14 protein-coding genes, 1 tRNA gene and 1 pseudogene are annotated in these 18,511 nt (G+C 59.4%); 1 reads left to right on the top strand and 15 read right to left on the bottom strand.

Annotation, left to right across the window (positions count from 1 at the left end):
* From B5P46_RS12435 to rpsL, 4 genes are all read right to left on the bottom strand, one after another.
* Window positions 1-125: GTP-binding protein (locus tag B5P46_RS12435; RefSeq protein WP_245456151.1), on the bottom strand; the 125-nt coding region annotated here is incomplete at its 3' end.
* A 68-nt stretch (window positions 126-193) separates the two neighbouring features.
* Window positions 194-2,293, bottom strand: a complete 2,100-nt coding sequence (gene fusA, locus B5P46_RS12430) for an elongation factor G (protein ID WP_027685041.1) — start codon at window positions 2,291-2,293, stop codon at window positions 194-196.
* 29 nt (window positions 2,294-2,322) lie between these two features.
* Complete coding sequence (rpsG, locus tag B5P46_RS12425) at window positions 2,323-2,793, bottom strand: 30S ribosomal protein S7 (protein ID WP_003547538.1); 471 nt, start codon at window positions 2,791-2,793, stop codon at window positions 2,323-2,325.
* Between the two features lie 76 nt (window positions 2,794-2,869).
* Window positions 2,870-3,241 (bottom strand): 30S ribosomal protein S12, encoded by a 372-nt coding sequence (gene rpsL / locus B5P46_RS12420; protein ID WP_003547537.1) that lies wholly within the window; start codon window positions 3,239-3,241, stop codon window positions 2,870-2,872.
* 497 nt (window positions 3,242-3,738) lie between these two features.
* Here rpsL and B5P46_RS12415 point away from each other — a divergent pair, with 497 nt between their 5' ends.
* Window positions 3,739-4,032 (top strand): hypothetical protein, encoded by a 294-nt coding sequence (locus tag B5P46_RS12415; RefSeq protein ID WP_011651421.1) that lies wholly within the window; start codon window positions 3,739-3,741, stop codon window positions 4,030-4,032.
* Between the two features lie 152 nt (window positions 4,033-4,184).
* Here the strand turns inward: B5P46_RS12415 and rpoC are convergent, their stop codons facing one another.
* The 11 genes and pseudogenes from rpoC to tuf form a co-directional block, all read right to left on the bottom strand.
* Window positions 4,185-8,393 (bottom strand): DNA-directed RNA polymerase subunit beta', encoded by a 4,209-nt coding sequence (rpoC, locus tag B5P46_RS12410; protein WP_011651420.1) that lies wholly within the window; start codon window positions 8,391-8,393, stop codon window positions 4,185-4,187.
* Window positions 8,394-8,583: 190 nt separating this feature from the next.
* The gene (gene rpoB, locus B5P46_RS12405) at window positions 8,584-12,723 is read right to left on the bottom strand and encodes a DNA-directed RNA polymerase subunit beta (RefSeq protein WP_028744174.1); all 4,140 of its coding nucleotides are present in this window, start codon (window positions 12,721-12,723) and stop codon (window positions 8,584-8,586) included.
* Window positions 12,724-12,986: 263 nt separating this feature from the next.
* The gene (rplL, locus tag B5P46_RS12400) at window positions 12,987-13,367 is read right to left on the bottom strand and encodes a 50S ribosomal protein L7/L12 (protein ID WP_025394140.1); all 381 of its coding nucleotides are present in this window, start codon (window positions 13,365-13,367) and stop codon (window positions 12,987-12,989) included.
* 58 nt (window positions 13,368-13,425) lie between these two features.
* On the bottom strand, window positions 13,426-13,944 hold the full coding sequence (gene rplJ, locus B5P46_RS12395; protein ID WP_003547522.1) for a 50S ribosomal protein L10: 519 nt from the start codon (window positions 13,942-13,944) through the stop codon (window positions 13,426-13,428).
* Between the two features lie 329 nt (window positions 13,945-14,273).
* Window positions 14,274-14,975: a 50S ribosomal protein L1 gene (gene rplA, locus B5P46_RS12390; protein ID WP_003547520.1), complete on the bottom strand. Its 702-nt coding sequence runs from the start codon at window positions 14,973-14,975 to the stop codon at window positions 14,274-14,276.
* A 4-nt stretch (window positions 14,976-14,979) separates the two neighbouring features.
* Window positions 14,980-15,411, bottom strand: coding sequence for a 50S ribosomal protein L11 (rplK, locus tag B5P46_RS12385; RefSeq protein WP_003547518.1), 432 nt, complete (start codon window positions 15,409-15,411; stop codon window positions 14,980-14,982).
* Window positions 15,412-15,587: 176 nt separating this feature from the next.
* Window positions 15,588-16,118 carry a transcription termination/antitermination protein NusG gene (gene nusG / locus B5P46_RS12380; protein ID WP_003547516.1) on the bottom strand — a complete coding sequence of 177 codons (531 nt, stop codon included), beginning with the start codon at window positions 16,116-16,118 and terminating at the stop codon, window positions 15,588-15,590.
* Window positions 16,119-16,135: 17 nt separating this feature from the next.
* Window positions 16,136-16,336 (bottom strand): preprotein translocase subunit SecE, encoded by a 201-nt coding sequence (gene secE, locus B5P46_RS12375; protein WP_003547514.1) that lies wholly within the window; start codon window positions 16,334-16,336, stop codon window positions 16,136-16,138.
* 194 nt (window positions 16,337-16,530) lie between these two features.
* Window positions 16,531-16,606: transfer RNA gene (locus B5P46_RS12370), tRNA-Trp, on the bottom strand.
* A 168-nt stretch (window positions 16,607-16,774) separates the two neighbouring features.
* A complete protein-coding gene (locus B5P46_RS12365) occupies window positions 16,775-17,668 on the bottom strand; it encodes an NAD-dependent epimerase/dehydratase family protein (RefSeq protein WP_129418915.1) in 894 nt (297 codons plus the stop codon).
* 508 nt (window positions 17,669-18,176) lie between these two features.
* Window positions 18,177-18,511 (bottom strand): annotated as a pseudogene (gene tuf / locus B5P46_RS12360) (elongation factor Tu); the annotation flags it as partial.

Raw genomic sequence — 18,511 nt, 5'->3', positions numbered from 1 at the left:
TACGCCTTGTACTCACCGAAGTACTTCGTGATCGCTGCCGTCAGAGACGTCTTGCCGTGGTCAACGTGGCCAATCGTGCCAATGTTGACGTGCGGCTTGTTGCGCTCAAACTTACTCTTTCCCATTTTCGGGTCTCCGTTTTGCTAGTCCCCGAAGGGATCTAATTCTTGTTATCGGTCAATTGGTATTCCGGTCACTTCTGACCGGAATACTTTGCCTGGATTTCAGTTGCGACGTTCGACGGGACCGGCGAATAGTGATCGAAGGTCATCGTGTACTGAGCGCGGCCCTGGGACATGGAGCGCAGGTTGTCGACGTACTTGAACATGTTCGCGAGCGGGACGTTCGCGTTGATGACGACGGCGATACCACGGCTTTCCTGGCCCTGGATCTGACCGCGACGGGAGTTCAGGTCGCCGATAACGTCGCCAACGTAATCTTCCGGGGTGACGACTTCGACCTTCATCATCGGCTCGAGCAGCTGAGCGCCGGCCTTCCTGGCTGCTTCACGGAAGCAGGCACGCGATGCGATTTCGAAGGCGAGAACCGAGGAGTCGACGTCGTGGAAGGCGCCGTCGATGAGGGTCGCCTTGACGCCGAGCATCGGGAAGCCTGCGAGCGGACCCGAAGACAGAACGCTTTCGATGCCCTTCTGGACGCCGGGGATGTATTCCTTCGGAACGGAACCGCCGACGATCTTCGATTCGAACTTGAATTCGTCGCCGTCCGGGTTCGGTTCGAAGACGATCTTGACGCGCGCGAACTGGCCGGTACCACCGGACTGCTTCTTGTGCGTGTAGTCCTCTTCATGCGTCCTGGTGATGGTTTCGCGGTAGGCAACCTGCGGCGCGCCGACGGTTGCTTCGACCTTGAATTCACGACGCATGCGGTCGACGATGATGTCGAGATGCAGTTCGCCCATGCCGGCGATGATGGTCTGGCCTGATTCCTGGTCGGTCTTGACGCGGAAGGACGGATCTTCAGCAGCCAGGCGGTTGAGCGCCAAGCCCATCTTTTCCTGGTCGCCCTTGGTCTTCGGCTCGATGGCGATCTGGATGACCGGCTCCGGGAATTCCATGCGCTCGAGGATAACCGGCTTCAGCGGATCGCAGAGCGTGTCGCCCGTCGTGGTTTCCTTGAGGCCAGCGAGAGCCACGATGTCGCCTGCGAAGGCTTCTTCGATGTCTTCACGCGAGTTGGAGTGCATCTGCAGCATACGGCCGACGCGCTCGCGCTTGTCCTTGACCGTATTGATGACCGACGTGCCCTTCTCGAGCTTGCCCGAGTAGATGCGGGCGAAGGTCAGCGAACCGACGAAGGGGTCGTTCATGATCTTGAAGGCGAGCATGGAAAGCGGCTCGCTGTCATCGGCATGACGCTCGATTTCGGCTTCCGTCTTGAAATCGATGCCCTTGATCGCCGGGATGTCCATCGGCGACGGCAGGTAGTCGACGACGGCGTCGAGCAGCGGTTGCACGCCCTTGTTCTTGAAGGCGGTGCCGCAGAACATCGGATGGAACTTGACGTCGATCGTGCCGCGGCGAACCAGCGCACGGATCTGATCGTTGTCGGGCAGAATGCCTTCGAGGTAAGCTTCGGTGGCGGCTTCGTCGATGTCGACGACCGTCTCGATCAGCTTTTCGCGATATTCTTCAGCCTTAGCCTTCATGTCCTCGGGGATCTCGACAACATCCCACTGGGCGCCGAGCGACTCGTCGCGCCAGATGAGTGCATTCATCTCGACCAGGTCGATGACACCCTTGAATTCGGTTTCTGCACCGATCGGCAGCTGCATGACGACAGCCGTTGCACCGAGACGGGTCTTGATCATCTCGACGGAGCGGTAGAAGTCCGCACCGGTCTTGTCCATCTTGTTGCAGAAGATCATCCGCGGGACATTGTACTTCTCGGCCTGACGCCAGACGGTTTCCGTCTGCGGCTCAACACCGGCGTTGGCGTCGAGCAGCGCGATGGCGCCGTCGAGAACGCGCAGCGAGCGCTCGACTTCAATGGTGAAGTCGACGTGGCCGGGAGTGTCGATAATGTTGAAGCGGCGCATTTTGCCGTCACGACCCTTCCAGTAGGTCGTGGTGGCAGCAGAGGTGATCGTGATGCCACGCTCCTGCTCCTGCTCCATCCAGTCCATGGTGGCTGCGCCGTCGTGGACTTCGCCGATCTTGTGCGACTTGCCGGTGTAATAAAGAATACGCTCGGTGGTCGTGGTCTTGCCGGCGTCGATATGCGCCATGATACCGAAATTACGGTAGTCTTCGATCTTATATTCGCGAGCCATTGTGGACTGCCTTTCGATACCGTTCGGAATTACCAGCGATAGTGCGAGAACGCGCGGTTGGCGTCAGCCATCTTATGCGTGTCTTCGCGCTTCTTGACGGCGGAGCCGCGGTTGTTGGACGCATCGAGCAGTTCGCCGGAAAGGCGGTCAACCATAGTCGTTTCATTGCGCTTGCGGGCAGCAGCGATCAGCCAGCGAATAGCAAGAGCCTGGCGGCGCTCCGGACGAACATCGACGGGAACCTGATAGGTCGCACCACCGACACGACGCGAGCGGACTTCAACGTGCGGGGCAATGTTCTCAAGTGCAGAATGGAAAACCGTGAGCGGCTCCTGCTTGGACTTGCCGTGGACTACGTCGAACGCACCGTAGACGATGTTTTCAGCAACGGACTTCTTGCCGTCGAGCATGATGGCATTCATGAACTTGGTGACGACGAGATCGCCGAACTTCGGGTCCGGATTGATCTCGCGCTTTTCTGCTTTATGACGTCTGGACATATTTTGTCTCTTCAACCGTTAAGGCGCTTCATGACGCGGAGGACCTCGCGCAGCGCCGGATTATTCAAAAACCGAATTACTTCGGACGCTTCGCGCCGTACTTGGAGCGGCGCTGCTTGCGGTTCTTGACACCCTGGGTATCGAGAACGCCGCGGATGATGTGATAACGGACACCCGGAAGGTCCTTGACGCGGCCGCCACGGATCATGACGACGGAGTGCTCCTGAAGGTTGTGACCTTCGCCGGGGATGTAACCAATGACTTCGAAGCCGTTGGTCAGGCGGATCTTTGCGACCTTACGCAGAGCCGAGTTCGGCTTCTTCGGCGTCGTCGTGTAGACGCGCGTGCAAACGCCGCGCTTCTGCGGGTTCTCCTGGAGTGCGGGAACCTTGTTACGCTTTACGTTCGCCTGGCGAGGCTTGCGGATCAGCTGGTTTACGGTAGGCATTCAACCATCCCTTACGTTTTATCTCAGTACCCTTGCGGGCTTGAACTCGCGCCGTCTCCGGCAGTGACGTACGCTTTCCGTCAATGCGCAAAATATGGCCCGATCCGCTTCCGCAGATGGACCACAAGGAGCAGAGGACGCATAAAATATGCGTCGTGCGTGCAGCATCATGACTTCAACGTGCGTTTAGAACCTTGTTTGAGGTGAACTTCAGGGCGAGTCGCCCCGAACAGCCAAGCCTCACATGGGATCTGATGGCCGGGGTACTACTGGTTTCCACCCGTCTCGTCAAGGCCGGTTAAGAAATAAACTCGCCGTATCGCCTTGATATGCCGGACGAACGCCCTGTTTCATTCTTCTAGACGCATTCACGGCTGTGCACCAAGATAAAAACTTGGGCATTGCAGCAAAAGCAGTTAAGGAATCAGCAATTGCGGCGCTCGGCCCTCACAGCAGGATTCGAGCGACCGAATCGTCAAAGAGCCGAAGGACAGGCGATGATCACGACACCTGATAACGACAATAATTTCGACGGCCCGATGATCTTCATCATCATCGGCAAGGGCTACGAGTCCGACGCCAGCGAAGGCATCGACCTGCACATCATGCTGAAGGCGCCTGACGACGACACTGCCGTACGCGAGGCCTTGAACGCCCTTGCCGAGGAAGGCTTCATCGAGGCCGATCTCGACCAGATCGGCATGCTGACCGAGATCCCAGCCGAAGAACCGCACGCATCTGCCTACCAGGGCGCCGTCGAAGGCGAAGTCGCGATCATCCGATTCAACTGAAGGGAGCCGCCGCTCACGCTGCCGGTCGCCACAGGCAGCACAAGCGGAAGGCAGCGCCCTCTCTCCCCGCCAGACCAATCAGAGCAGACAAAAAACGAAAACCGCCCGGATCGCTCCGGGCGGTTTTTCAATTCGTCGACTTCAGCCGCGGATTATTCCGCAGCCGGAGCCTTTTCGGCCATGTCCTGCAGCATCGGCGTGGCGACCGCAGCACCGGTGCCCTTGCGGCGCTCTTCGAGGATCATCTCGTCGCGCGACGTGGCGATGCGGCGGATCTGGGTCATGGTTCCGCCAGTACCGGCCGGGATAAGACGGCCGACGATGACGTTTTCCTTCAGACCCTGCAGGCCGTCGGTCTTGCCGGCGATCGCAGCTTCCGTCAGCACCTTGGTCGTTTCCTGGAAGGACGCGGCCGAGATGAAGGACGGGGTCTGCAGCGACGCCTTGGTGATGCCGAGAAGAACCGGATCGCCGTAGGCTGGCTTCTTGCCCTGCTCGATCAGGTGATCGTTGACGTCTTCGAGCTCGATCCGGTCGACATTGTCGCCAACGATATAGGTCGAGTCGCCCGCATCGGTGATTTCCACCTTCTGCAGCATCTGACGGACAATCACCTCGATGTGCTTGTCGTTGATGACGACGCCCTGCAGGCGGTAGACTTCCTGGATCTCGTTGACGAGGTAGGAGGCCAGAGCCTCCACGCCCTTGATCGCCAGGATGTCGTGCGGAGCCGGGTTACCGTCGAGGATATAGTCACCCTTTTCGATATAGTCGCCTTCCTGAAGGTGGAAGGGCTTGCCCTTCGGGATCAGGTATTCGACAGGCTCGACACCGTCTTCCGCCGGCTCGATGATGACGCGACGCTTGTTCTTGTAGTCGCGGCCGAGACGGATCGTACCATCGATCTCTGCGATGATGGCGTGGTCCTTCGGACGGCGGGCTTCGAACAATTCGGCAACACGCGGCAGACCGCCGGTGATGTCCTTGGTCTTGGCGCTTTCGAGCGGCGAACGAGCGAGAACGTCACCCTGGGAGACCTTCGTGCCCGGCTCGACCGACAGGATCGCATCGACCGAGAGGAAGAAGCGGGCGTCACCGCCACGGGACAGCTTCGCGATATTGCCGCTGGCATCCTTGATGACGATCGCCGGCTTGAGGTCCGAGCCGCGCGGGGTCGAACGCCAGTCGATGACCTGACGCTTGGTGATGCCGGTCGATTCGTCGGTCGCTTCCAGAACGGAGAGACCGTCGACCAGATCTTCAAACTGAACGGTACCGGCCACTTCCGTCATCATCGGACGGGTGTAGGGATCCCACTCTGCCAGGCGCTGGCCGCGCTTGACCTTGTCGCCTTCGTCGACATGCAGCTTCGAACCGTAGGCCACACGCTGCGACGACCGCTCGACACCACGTTCGTCCAGGATCTGGACGGTCATGTTGCGGCCCATGGCAACGAGGTTGCCATCGGAGTTGCGCAGGATGTTGCGGTTCTTGATCTGCACCGTACCTTCGTACGAAGCTTCGAGGAACGACTGGTCGACCACGGTTGCCGTACCGCCAAGGTGGAAGGTACGCATGGTGAGCTGGGTGCCCGGCTCGCCGATCGACTGAGCGGCGATGACGCCGACGGCTTCGCCCATGTTGACCGGCGTACCGCGCGCGAGGTCGCGGCCGTAGCAGACCGAGCAGACGCCCGTCTGGATTTCGCAGGTCAGCGCCGAGCGGATGCGGATCGACTGGATGCCGGCCTTCTCGATTTCGACGACATCGGGCTCGAGGATCATCTTGCCGGCATCGACGATACGCTCACCGGTGACCGGATGATCGATGTCGTCGAGCGCCGTGCGGCCGAGGATACGGGCGCCGATCGAGGCAACCACCTGGCCGGCATCGACGATGGCGGTCATGGTGAGGCCCGTCTGCGTTCCGCAATCGACGTGCGTGACGATGCAATCCTGCGCGACGTCGACGAGACGGCGGGTCAGGTAGCCGGAGTTAGCGGTCTTCAGGGCGGTGTCTGCCAGGCCCTTACGGGCGCCGTGCGTCGAGTTGAAGTACTCGTTGACGGTCAGGCCTTCCTTGAAGTTCGAGATGATCGGAGTCTCGATGATTTCGCCCGACGGCTTGGCCATGAGGCCACGCATGCCGCCCAGCTGGCGCATCTGGTTCGGAGAACCGCGGGCACCGGAGTGGCTCATCATGTAGATCGAGTTCATCGGCTTCTGGCGACCGGTCTTCTCGTCGAATTCGACCGCCTTAATGCGGGCCATCATCTCTTCGGCGACCTTTTCGGTCGCCTTGCCCCAAGCGTCGACAACCTTGTTGTACTTCTCGCCCTGGGTGATGAGGCCGTCATTGTACTGCTGCTCGTATTCCTTCACCAGGTTTTCGGTGTCGGCAACGATCTTGGCCTTGGCATCCGGAATGACCATGTCGTCCTTGCCGAACGAAATGCCGGCGCGGCAGGCATGGGCGAAGCCGAGCTGCATGATGCGGTCGCAGAAAATGACCGTGTCCTTCTGGCCGCAATGGCGATAGACCGTGTCGATCATCTTCGAGATGTTCTTCTTGGTCATTTCCTGGTTGCAGATATCGAAGGGCACCTTGCCGTTCTTCGGCAGCAGTTCGCCGATGAGCAGACGGCCAGGCGTCGTCTCATAGATCTTCGAGTAAGGCTTGCCATCCTCGTCGACCGACTTGAAGCGGCCGCGGATCTTGGTGTGCAGCGTCACGACCTTGCTTTCGAGGGCGTGATGCAGCTCGCCGAGATCGGAGAAGGCCATGCCTTCGCCCGGCTCGTTCTGGTTGAGGATCGACAGATAGTAGAGGCCGAGAACCATGTCCTGCGAGGGAACGATGATCGGCGCGCCGTTGGCCGGATGCAGGATGTTGTTGGTCGACATCATCAGCACGCGGGCTTCGAGCTGAGCTTCGAGCGACAGCGGCACGTGAACGGCCATCTGGTCACCGTCGAAGTCGGCGTTGAAGGCCGTGCAGACGAGCGGATGCAGCTGGATCGCCTTGCCTTCGACCAGGATAGGTTCAAAGGCCTGGATGCCCAGGCGGTGCAGCGTCGGTGCGCGGTTCAAGAGAACCGGATGCTCGCGGATGACCTCGTCGAGGATATCCCAGACTTCCGGCTTTTCCTTTTCGACCAGCTTCTTGGCCTGCTTGACGGTCGAGGAGTAACCCTTGGCGTCGAGGCGGGCATAGATGAACGGCTTGAAGAGCTCGAGCGCCATCTTCTTCGGCAGGCCGCACTGGTGGAGCTTCAGTTCCGGACCGGTGACGATGACCGAACGGCCGGAATAGTCGACGCGCTTGCCGAGCAGGTTCTGGCGGAAGCGGCCCTGCTTGCCCTTCAGCATGTCGGAGAGCGACTTCAGCGGACGCTTGTTGGCGCCGGTGATGACGCGGCCGCGACGGCCGTTGTCGAACAGCGCGTCAACGGATTCCTGCAGCATGCGCTTTTCGTTGCGAATGATGATGCCAGGCGCACGAAGCTCGATCAGGCGCTTCAGACGGTTGTTACGGTTGATGACGCGGCGGTAGAGATCGTTCAGATCCGACGTCGCGAAACGGCCGCCGTCGAGCGGAACCAGCGGACGCAGATCCGGCGGGATGACCGGAACGACCTTCATGATCATCCATTCCGGACGGTTGCCCGACTCCATGAAGTTCTCGACGATCTTCAGGCGCTTCATCAGCTTCTTCTGCTTGAGATCCGACGTGGTGTCGGCAAGCTCGGCGCGCAGGTCGCCGGCGATCTTTTCGAGGTTCATCGAGGCCAGCATCTCGTAGATCGCCTCGGCACCGATCATCGCGGTAAACTGGTCTTCGCCGTATTCGTCGACAGCGAGCATGTACTCTTCTTCCGAGAGGAGCTGGTGCTCCTTCAGGGCGGTCAGGCCCGGCTCGGTGACGATGTAGTTTTCGAAGTAAAGGACGCGCTCGACATCCTTCAGCGTCATGTCGAGCAGCGTCGAAATGCGTGATGGCAGCGACTTCAGGAACCAGATGTGGGCAACGGGAGCGGCGAGCTCGATATGGCCCATGCGCTCACGGCGAACGCGCGACAGCGTGACTTCGACGCCGCACTTTTCGCAGATGATGCCCTTGTACTTCATACGCTTGTACTTGCCGCACAGGCATTCGTAGTCCTTGATCGGCCCGAAGATGCGCGCGCAGAACAGACCGTCACGTTCCGGCTTGAACGTACGGTAGTTGATGGTTTCCGGCTTCTTGATCTCACCGTAAGACCAGGAGAGGATCTTCTCCGGAGACGCGATCGAAATCCGAATGGAATCGAAATTCTGTGCAGGCACCTGCGGATTGAAAAGATTCATGACCTCTTGGTTCATGCCTGTCTCCTTCATGGGCTAAAGCGCCCTCAAAATGCGATGGTCGGCGGCAAATTCCCGGGAGCCGCCTCCCTCGCTTAAACGAGAATAACCGCTGGATGCGGCGAAACTTCCCTTCCGGGCCGACACGGATACGGCGCCCGGCGGGACCGGCGTGCGCCGCATTGGCAGCGCACGCCCTATCAAGTGCTTACTCGGCCGCGTCGGGCAGCTGAGCTGCCTGCGCCTCGTCAAGCTTGGTGTTCTCGAGCTCGACGCTGAGGCCCAGCGAGCGCATTTCCTTGACGAGAACGTTGAAGCTTTCCGGAATACCGGCTTCGAACGTGTCGTCTCCGCGGACGATGGCTTCGTAGACCTTGGTGCGGCCGGCGACGTCGTCCGACTTCACCGTCAGCATTTCCTGCAGCGTGTAGGCAGCGCCGTATGCTTCGAGCGCCCAGACTTCCATTTCACCGAAGCGCTGGCCGCCGAACTGCGCCTTGCCGCCCAGCGGCTGCTGGGTCACGAGCGAGTAAGGTCCGATCGAACGAGCATGGATCTTGTCGTCGACCAAGTGGTTGAGCTTCAGCATGTAGATGTAGCCCACGGTCACCTGGCGGTCGAACTGCTCACCGGTACGGCCGTCATAGAGCGTCGACTGACCGCTGTCCTTGAGACCTGCCAGACGCAGCATGTCGTTGACGTCGGCTTCGTTCGCGCCGTCGAAAACAGGCGTCGCAATCGAAACGCCGCGCTTCCACTGGTCGGCGAGACGCAGAACCGAGTCATCGTCGAACTCATGGACCTGTTCGGCCTTCGGGCCGTCTCCGACGACATCGCCGATGGTCTTGCGCAGCGGCTCAATGTTGCCATTGGCCTTGTATGCGTCGATCAGTTCGCCGATCTGGCGACCCATGCCGGCGCAAGCCCAACCCAGATGGGTTTCCAGAATCTGGCCGACGTTCATGCGCGAAGGCACGCCGAGCGGGTTCAGAACGACGTCGACATGCGTGCCGTCTTCGAGGAACGGCATGTCCTCCACCGGCACAATGCGCGAGACGACGCCCTTGTTCCCGTGACGGCCGGCCATCTTGTCGCCCGGCTGGATCTTGCGCTTTACGGCGACGAAGACCTTGACCATCTTCATGACGCCAGGAGGCATTTCATCGCCGCGCTGGACCTTTTCGACCTTGTCCATGAAGCGCTGTTCGAGGCGCGACTTGGATTCGTCGTACTGGCCGCGGAGCGCTTCGAGCTCGCTCTGGACCTTTTCGTCTTCGACCGCGAACATCCACCACTGCGAGCGGGGATATTCGGAGACGACGGCGTTCGAAAGCTCGCTGCCCTTCTTGAAGCCCTTCGGGCCGGCAATGGAGGCCTGGCCGCGCAGCATCTCGATCAGACGGCCGTAGACGTTACGGTCGAGAATTGCCTGCTCGTCGTCACGGTCCTTTGCCAGACGCTCGATCTCTTCGCGCTCGATCGCCATCGCACGTTCGTCCTTTTCAACGCCGTGGCGGTTGAAGACGCGAACTTCGACGATGGTGCCGTAAGTGCCGGGCGGCATGCGCATGGAGGTGTCGCGCACGTCGGAGGCCTTTTCGCCGAAGATGGCGCGCAGAAGCTTTTCTTCCGGCGTCATAGGGCTTTCGCCCTTCGGGGTGATCTTGCCGACAAGGATATCGCCCGGCTGAACTTCGGCGCCGATATAGACGATGCCAGCTTCGTCGAGGTTCTTCAGCGCTTCTTCCGAAACGTTCGGAATATCGCGGGTGATTTCCTCGGGACCAAGCTTGGTGTCGCGCGCCATCACTTCGAATTCTTCGATGTGGATGGAGGTGAACACGTCGTCGGCAACGATACGCTCGGAGAGCAGGATCGAGTCTTCGTAGTTGTAGCCGTTCCAGGGCATGAACGCGACGAGCGCGTTGCGGCCGAGCGCCAGGTCGCCGAGATCGGTCGACGGGCCGTCGGCGAGGATGTCGCCACGGTTGACCTCGTCACCAACGGTGACCAGCGGGCGCTGGTTGACGCAGGTGTTCTGGTTCGAACGCTGGAACTTCTGCAGGCGGTAGATATCGACGCCGGACTTGCCGGCTTCGAGGTCTTCCGTGGCGCGGATAACGATACGCGTCGCGTCGACCTGGTCGACCACGCCGCCGCGGCGGGCACCGATGGCGGCGCCAGAGTCACGGGCGACGACCGGCTCCATGCCGGTCCCGACGAACGGAGCTTCGGCACGCAGCAGCGGCACTGCCTGACGCTGCATGTTCGAGCCCATGAGCGCGCGGTTGGCGTCGTCATTTTCCAGGAACGGGATGAGCGCGGCTGCGACCGAAACGACCTGCTTCGGCGAGACGTCCATCAGGTTCATGCTGTCGCGCGGGGCGAGCATGACTTCGCCGGCATGACGGCAGACGACGAATTCGTCGACGAAGGAACCGTCAGCGTTCATCTCGGCGTTGGCCTGGGCGACGTAGTACTTCGCCTCTTCCATGGCGGAGAGGTAGAGCACGTCGCTCGTCACCTTGCCGTCGACGATGCGGCGGTACGGGCTTTCGATGAAGCCGTACTTGTTGACGCGGGCAAAGGTCGCAAGCGAGTTGATCAGACCGATATTCGGGCCTTCCGGCGTTTCGATCGGGCAGATGCGGCCATAGTGGGTCGGATGCACGTCGCGCACTTCGAAGCCGGCGCGCTCACGGGTCAGACCGCCCGGGCCAAGAGCCGAAAGACGGCGCTTGTGGGTGATTTCCGAGAGCGGGTTGACCTGGTCCATGAACTGCGAAAGCTGCGAGGAACCGAAGAATTCGCGGACGGCTGCGGCAGCCGGCTTGGCATTGATCAGATCCTGCGGCATGACCGTGTCGATCTCGATCGAGGACATGCGTTCCTTGATCGCGCGCTCCATGCGCAGCAGGCCGAGACGGTACTGGTTTTCCATCAGCTCGCCGACCGAACGGACGCGGCGGTTGCCGAGGTTGTCGATGTCGTCGATCTCGCCCTTGCCGTCGCGCAGTTCGACCAGCATCCTGACCACGGCCAGAATGTCGTCCTTGCGCAGGATGCGGACGGTGTCTTCGACGGTCAGGTCGAGGCGCATGTTCATCTTGACGCGGCCGACGGCGGAGAGGTCGTAACGCTCCGCATCGAAGAACAGCGAGTTGAACATGGCTTCGGCCGATTCCATGGTCGGCGGCTCACCCGGACGCATGACGCGGTAGATGTCGAACAGAGCGTCCTGACGGTTCTCGTTCTTGTCGGCTGTCAGCGTGTTGCGGATATAGGCGCCGACATTGATGTGGTCGATGCCGAGAACCGGGATCTCGTCGAAACCGTTCGCCAGGATGATGCCAAGCGTCTTCTCGTCGATTTCGTCGCCGGCCTCGAGGTAGATCTCACCCGTCGAGTAGTTGACGATGTCGCCGGCGAGGTAGTTGCCGTAAAGATCGTCGTCGGCGGCCTTGAGGGCCTTCAGACCCTTGTCGGACAGCGTGCGCAGCAGGCGCGGGGTCAGCTTCTTGCCGGCTTCGACGACGACTTCGCCGGTATCGGCGTCGACCATCTCGGTGATCGCCTTGGCACCCTTCAGCGTTTCCGGCTTGAAGGGAATGCGCCAGCCTTCGCCGTCGCGCTTGTAGAGCGACTTCGTGTAGAAGGTGTCGAGGATTTCCTCGCCGTCCATGCCGAGCGCCATCAGCAGCGACGTCACAGGGATCTTGCGGCGGCGGTCGATACGAGCGTAGACGATGTCCTTGGCGTCGAATTCGATATCGAGCCAGGAACCGCGATAGGGGATGACACGCGCAGCAAAGAGCAGCTTGCCGGACGAATGGCTCTTGCCCTTGTCGTGATCGAAGAAGACGCCCGGCGAACGGTGCATCTGGGAGACGATGACGCGCTCGGTGCCGTTGACGATGAACGTGCCGTTGTTGGTCATGAGCGGCATGTCGCCCATGTAAACGGACTGTTCCTTGATGTCCTTGATCGACTTCGCGCCGGTATCCTCGTCGATATCGAACACGATGAGGCGCAGCGTCACCTTCAGGGGTGCAGCATAGGTCAGGTCGCGCTGACGGCATTCGTCAACGTCGAACTTCGGCGGTTCGAACTCGTAGGACACGAACTCCAGCATGGATGCACCGGAGAAATCGGTGATCGGGAAAACCGACTTGAAAACGGCCTGAAGACCTTCGTCGGGTCGGCCGCCCTTCGGCTCTTCAACCATTAGAAACTGGTCGTAGGACGCCTTCTGAACCTCGATGAGGTTCGGCATTTCTGCGACTTCGGGGATCTTACCAAAAAACTTGCGTACGCGCCTGCGACCGTTGAACGAAAGGGTCTGAGCCATCGTCGCTCCTTCAAAATCTTGCACCCGGGCCTGCAACGGACGGGAACCGATGGCCAGTCGATCCCGTCAATCAATGAGTAGTTCAATCTCGTCCGACCCCAGAAAACGCTCAGCTCGGATTGCTGTGCTGCCCTCGGTGCGAGACCATCCTTTTGAAGAACCCATTACCCAAAAGCCGTTTCGACGCGGCTTTTGGGTAATTCGTTCAGAAAAACGGCAAATGGGAGGCAGTAGAGATACTGCCTCCCAAAAGCAGTTCAAGATTACTTGACGTCGGCCTTGGCGCCGGCGTCTTCAAGCTTCTTCTTGATGTCAGCGGCTTCAGCCTTGTTGACGCCTTCCTTGACAGCCTTCGGAGCGGCTTCGACGAGGTCCTTGGCTTCCTTGAGGCCGAGACCGGTGATGGCGCGGACTTCCTTGATGACGTTGATCTTGTTGGCGCCGACATCCGTGAGGATGACGTCGAACTCGGTCTTTTCTTCTTCAACGACAGCAGCAGCACCAGCACCGCCGGCAGCGGCAGCAACAGCTACCGGAGCAGCAGCGGAAACGCCCCACTTTTCTTCGAGAAGCTTCGACAGTTCTGCAGCTTCCAGAACGGTCAGCGAGGAGAGGTCGTCAACGATCTTTGCGAGATCAGCCATTTTACTAGTTCCTTTTGTTCGGTTCGAACCGGTTGATTATAAACAGCGAAAAACCGCCTTACGCGGCTTCGTCCTTCTTGGCGTAGGCCGCAAACACGCGGGCAAGCTGGCTTGCCGGTGCTGCAACAACCCCAGCGATGCGGGTAGCCGGTGTCTGGATCATGCCCAGCAGCTTCGCACGCAGCTCATCGAGCGAAGGCAGGGTCGCAAGCGACTTGACTGCATCGGCGTTGAGCGTGGTTGTTCCCATGGCGCCGCCCAGAACAATGATCTTGTCATTGGTCTTGGCGAAATCCATGACGACCTTCGGAGCGGTGATCGGATCGGTGCTGTATGCAATCAGCGTCTGACCCTTGAAGAGATTGGACATCCCTTCCGCTTCCGTACCCTGAAGGGCAATCTTGGCCAGGCGGTTCTTCGCGACTTTGACGGTACCGCCAGCTGCGCGCATCTTCGAACGAAAATCGTTCATCTGCGCGACTGTGGCACCAGCATAGTGGGCCACGACAACTGAGCCCGAAGCCTTGAAGACTTCGTTCAGTTCCGTGACGAATTCGCGTTTTTCCGCTCTTTCCACTGCCTATCTCCAGTTGGCGGGACCGAAAATGGGCCCGCCGGTTGCCTTTTGCCTCCTGGGATCATGAGAGATCCCAAGCGACGCTTGAGGATCCTGTCCCCCCGCGCTCTCGCGCCAATCAAGGCTAAAGAGGCACAAGGCATCCAAGGCTCGAACCGAATTCCTAGAAGCGAACTTCTTGCAATTCGGGTCTTACCCGTCTCATGCAGGCACAGTGATTAAGGGAAAACCACCTGCAATCTCGGACAGGATTCCGGATTTCTCCGGAATATTCCGGCCCCTTGCGAGGCCGGAAATTCAGTCGCCGGACTTAAAGCCCGGCCATAAACTTACGCAGCCGGAGCACCGGTGACCGAGCCGGGCTCGATCTTGACGCCCGGGCCCATGGTCGAGGAAATCGCCACGCGCTTGACGTAGTTGCCCTTGGCGCCAGCCGGCTTCGCCTTGATGACGGCGTCAGCAAAGGCGCGGATGTTTTCTTCCAGAGCCTTGGCGTCGAACGAAGCCTTGCCGATACCGGCATGGACGATGCCGGCCTTCTCGACGCGGAACTCGACAGCGCCGCCCTTGGAAGCCTTAACGGCTCCGGCGACGTCCATGGTGACGGTGCCGACCTTCGGGTTCGGCATCATGCCGCGCGGACCGAGAACCTTACCGAGACGGCCGACGAGCGGCATCATGTCGGGGGTGGCAATGCAGCGATCGAATTCGATCTTGCCGCCCTGGACGATTTCGACGAGGTCTTCGGCGCCGACGATATCGGCACCGGCGGCCTTGGCTTCGTCAGCCTTGGCGCCACGAGCGAAGACGGCAACGCGAACCGTGCGGCCCGTGCCGTTCGGCAGGTTGACAACGCCGCGAACCATCTGGTCCGCATGGCGCGGGTCGACGCCGAGGTTCATCGAGACTTCGATGGTTTCGTCGAACTTGGCGACAGCCCGTTCCTTGACCATGCCAATGGCCAGGGTCAGAGCGTAGAGCTTGGTGGGATCAACACCTTCGTTGATCTTCTGCGTGCGCTTACCAGCCATGATCTTAACCCACCACTTCCAGGCCCATGGCGCGGGCAGAGCCCTCGATCATCGCCATTGCACCTTCGATATCCGCTGCGTTCAGATCCTTCATCTTGGCTTCCGCGATCGACTTGATCTGAGCCTTGGTGAGGGAGCCGGCCTTGGCGCCCTTGCCGGGCGTCTTGGAACCGGACGTGATCTTCGCTTCCTTCTTCAGCCAGTAGCTGACCGGCGGCTGCTTCATCGCGAAGGTGAAGGACTTGTCCTGGTAATAGGTGATGACGACCGGGATCGGCATGCCCTTTTCCATTTCCTGCGTGGCGGCATTGAACGCCTTGCAGAATTCCATGATGTTAATGCCACGCTGACCAAGCGCCGGACCAATCGGCGGGGACGGGTTTGCCGATCCTGCCTTGACCTGAAGCTTGAGCTGGCCTGCAACTTTCTTAGCCATATCTCTCTGCCTTTCATGAACGGCCGGTCGCCCGGCCCGTGATGCCGGATCTCTCCGGCGGCTGCGGTTGCGTGGTGCGGATCCTTAGGGTCCGGCTAAGACCCCTCACCTTCCACGCGGGTGCGGACAAGGTCCGCAGGAAACAGGCCGCAAGGGCCAGCTTCCAGTTTCTGCAATCAGACCTTCTCGACCTGAGCGTATTCCAGCTCGACCGGCGTTGCGCGGCCGAAGATCGACACTTCCACCTTCAGGCGCGAACGTTCTTCGTCCACATCCTGAACCGTGCCGTTGAACGACGCGAACGGGCCGTCGGAAACGCGGACCTGCTCGCCGATCTCGAAGGTAATGGAAGCCTTCGGCCGCTCGACACCTTCCTGGACCTGACCGAGAATGCGCTCGGCTTCATAATCCGGAATCGGAACGGGCTTATTGTCGGAGCCGAGGAAACCTGTGACCTTCGGCGTGTTCTTGATCAGGTGGTAGGCTTCGTCCGTCAGATTGGCACGAACCATGACATAGCCCGGGAAAAACTTGCGCTCGGAATCGACCTTGCGGCCGCGACGCACTTCCACCACCTTTTCAGTCGGCACGAGGATCTTCTCGAACAGGTGCTCAAGCCCCTTCTGGCGAGCCTTGTTCTCGATGTCTTCAGCCACCTTCTTTTCAAAATTTGAATATGCGTGGACGATGTACCAACGTGCCGCCATTTTCATCTCCACCCGTATCAGTTGCCGGTATTCAGCACGAAGCTCAGAGCCCAGCCGATCAGCTGGTCAGCGGCAAAGAAAAACAGCGCGGCGAAAACCACCATCACCAGCACCATGACCGTCGAGATCATGGTCTCGCGGCGCGACGGCCATGTAACTTTAGACGTCTCGGAGCGAACCTGCTGCAGAAACGCAAACGGATTGGATTTGGATGCCATCGACTGCCCACGCAATTACGGCGCGTAAAGCTGAAACTATCAGCCCCACGCACCGCGTGTCTGTTGAACCCTAAATAAACACCGATTTCCGAATACACAAGAGGGAAACCGAAGTTTAACGAAATTACTTACCACCAATCAATCCCCGGCCGGAAATGCCGCGAGCATGTCCGCGCTATCCCGCATCAAGGAAATGGCAGGGGCAGTAGGGCTCGAACCTACGACCTGCGGTTTTGGAGACCGCCGCTCTACCAACTGAGCTATACCCCTTCATACCGATCATTCAGCGCCTAGGCCAAGGCCCGCAAATCGCTGCTGAAAAGCATGGCGCTCCCTTTAAGACGACGGCACGGGATTGGCAAGCACGATTTTCGATTTTCAAAGCCATTCTCCTGATATGCGAGCGATCGGCCTTTCAATCGCGAAACCACGGTCCGTTCAGACCTTCACATATTTCCGCCAATCGTGCTCTTCCTTAAAACCCAGCACCTCGCGGATCTTGCGGTTGGAGAGCAGGCCCTCATATTCGCCGATCTCGCGGGTGAAGGGCACGTTCGGAAAGAATCGCTTCGCAAGCTCTTTCGATGGCGTATTGGCAGAGACGGTGTCGTTGGCAGCGTTGAAGACCTGGTAGCCGAGGCCGTCCTTCTCTATGCAGAGATGGCAGATCTGCCCGAGATCGCGAGCGTCGATATAGCTCCAGGCGATACGCTTGCGCATCTCGGGATTGCTGAAATAGGTCGGAAACTTCTCGTATTCGTCAGGCTCGATGACGTTGCCGATGCGCAGCGCATAGATATCGAAGCCCGAACGTTCGGCAAAGGCGCGTGCCGTCTTTTCGTTGACCACCTTGGAAAGGCCGTAGGAATCCATCGGATTGACGTCGTAATCCTCCTCCAACGGGAACTGGTGGAAATCGCGATGGCCTTCGGCGAAGCAGACGCCGTAGGTCGTCTCGCTCGATGCGACGATAATCTTCCTGATGCCGAGCTTCACCGCCGCCTCGATGACATTATAGGTGCCCATCGTGTTGATCCGGAAGGTTTCGTTATCGGGCCTGATCAGGATGCGCGGGATGGCGGCGAAATGTACGACGGCGTCGAAGGGCTGCACGCCCCTGCCCGCATCGAGATCGGGAAAATCGCGATGCATCGAGAGCGCGTTGAAGACCTGACCGCTATCGGTGATGTCGGCGATGAGATTGGTGACGCCGGGGCTATCCAGCGGCACGAGATCGAGGTTGTGAACCTCGTAGCCGGCATTGACGAGCCACGGCACAGCATGGCGACCTGCCTTGCCCGAACCGCCCGTGAACAGAATACGTCTCTTCATGGAATATCCTCCGCGTCATGAAATCGGAGGCATAGATAGACGCTTCCGCGCGAAGAGCAAGCGAGCGTCATGCAAGGGCTCACCCCCGCGTCGCCAGGAGCATCCTATCCGGGAGCACCTGGCCGATCATTTCCGATCATCGCAGAACCCTGCGATGCTCGGCAAAGGTCGTCACTTGACGACACTTACCTCGCCAATCTGCACTACGGCAGACTGAACAACTTCTTGCGGTATTGCAGCGATGAAAAACATCGTGAAAACATACATCGCGAATATCGTCGCAGCGAATGTGGCCTTTGGAATCATCCGGGCTCTCCTCTTTGCAAGAAGGAGTCTGGACTACAATGATCCAATCACAAACCGGTTTCTGAACGTGAGATGAACAAAATACTGTGACAGGCCAATTTAACGATATTTTTACAACACCTGTTAAACCTACAGGAAGCCATGAAAATGAAAAACCCCGCTGTTTCCAGCGGGGTCTTCATAATTGCGGATAACTCGAAAGTTACTCGACGATCGACGCGACGATGCCGGCGCCGACGGTGCGGCCGCCTTCGCGGATAGCGAAGCGCAGCTTTTCTTCCATCGCGATCGGAACGATCAGCTCGACCGACACCGTGACGTTGTCGCCCGGCATAACCATCTCGGTGCCTTCCGGCAGTGTCACAATGCCCGTCACGTCGGTCGTGCGGAAGTAGAACTGCGGACGGTAATTGGTGAAGAACGGCGTATGACGGCCACCCTCTTCCTTCGTCAGGATGTAGGCTTCTGCCATGAACTTCTTGTGCGGCTTGACCGAACCCGGCTTGCACAGAATCTGGCCACGCTCGACGCCGTCAC

The sequence above is a fragment of the Rhizobium leguminosarum genome (assembly GCF_004123835.1).
Lineage (GTDB): Bacteria > Pseudomonadota > Alphaproteobacteria > Rhizobiales > Rhizobiaceae > Rhizobium > Rhizobium leguminosarum_M.
Note: the sequence above shows the minus strand (reverse complement) of the source record. Positions and strands in the feature narration are given on the sequence as shown.

Excerpts from the sequence above, each read along its gene's own strand:
- fusA (WP_027685041.1), bottom strand. The coding sequence starts at position 2,293 with ATGGCTCGCGAATATAAGATCGAAGACTACCGTAATTTCGGTATCATG.
- rpsG (WP_003547538.1), bottom strand. The coding sequence starts at position 2,793 with ATGTCCAGACGTCATAAAGCAGAAAAGCGCGAGATCAATCCGGACCCG.
- rpsL (WP_003547537.1), bottom strand. The coding sequence starts at position 3,241 with ATGCCTACCGTAAACCAGCTGATCCGCAAGCCTCGCCAGGCGAACGTA.
- B5P46_RS12415 (WP_011651421.1), top strand. The coding sequence starts at position 3,739 with ATGATCACGACACCTGATAACGACAATAATTTCGACGGCCCGATGATC.
- rpoC (WP_011651420.1), bottom strand. The coding sequence starts at position 8,393 with ATGAACCAAGAGGTCATGAATCTTTTCAATCCGCAGGTGCCTGCACAG.
- rpoB (WP_028744174.1), bottom strand. The coding sequence starts at position 12,723 with ATGGCTCAGACCCTTTCGTTCAACGGTCGCAGGCGCGTACGCAAGTTT.
- rplL (WP_025394140.1), bottom strand. The coding sequence starts at position 13,367 with ATGGCTGATCTCGCAAAGATCGTTGACGACCTCTCCTCGCTGACCGTT.
- rplA (WP_003547520.1), bottom strand. The coding sequence starts at position 14,975 with ATGGCTGGTAAGCGCACGCAGAAGATCAACGAAGGTGTTGATCCCACC.
- rplK (WP_003547518.1), bottom strand. The coding sequence starts at position 15,411 with ATGGCTAAGAAAGTTGCAGGCCAGCTCAAGCTTCAGGTCAAGGCAGGA.
- nusG (WP_003547516.1), bottom strand. The coding sequence starts at position 16,118 with ATGGCGGCACGTTGGTACATCGTCCACGCATATTCAAATTTTGAAAAG.
- secE (WP_003547514.1), bottom strand. The coding sequence starts at position 16,336 with ATGGCATCCAAATCCAATCCGTTTGCGTTTCTGCAGCAGGTTCGCTCC.
- B5P46_RS12365 (WP_129418915.1), bottom strand. The coding sequence starts at position 17,668 with ATGAAGAGACGTATTCTGTTCACGGGCGGTTCGGGCAAGGCAGGTCGC.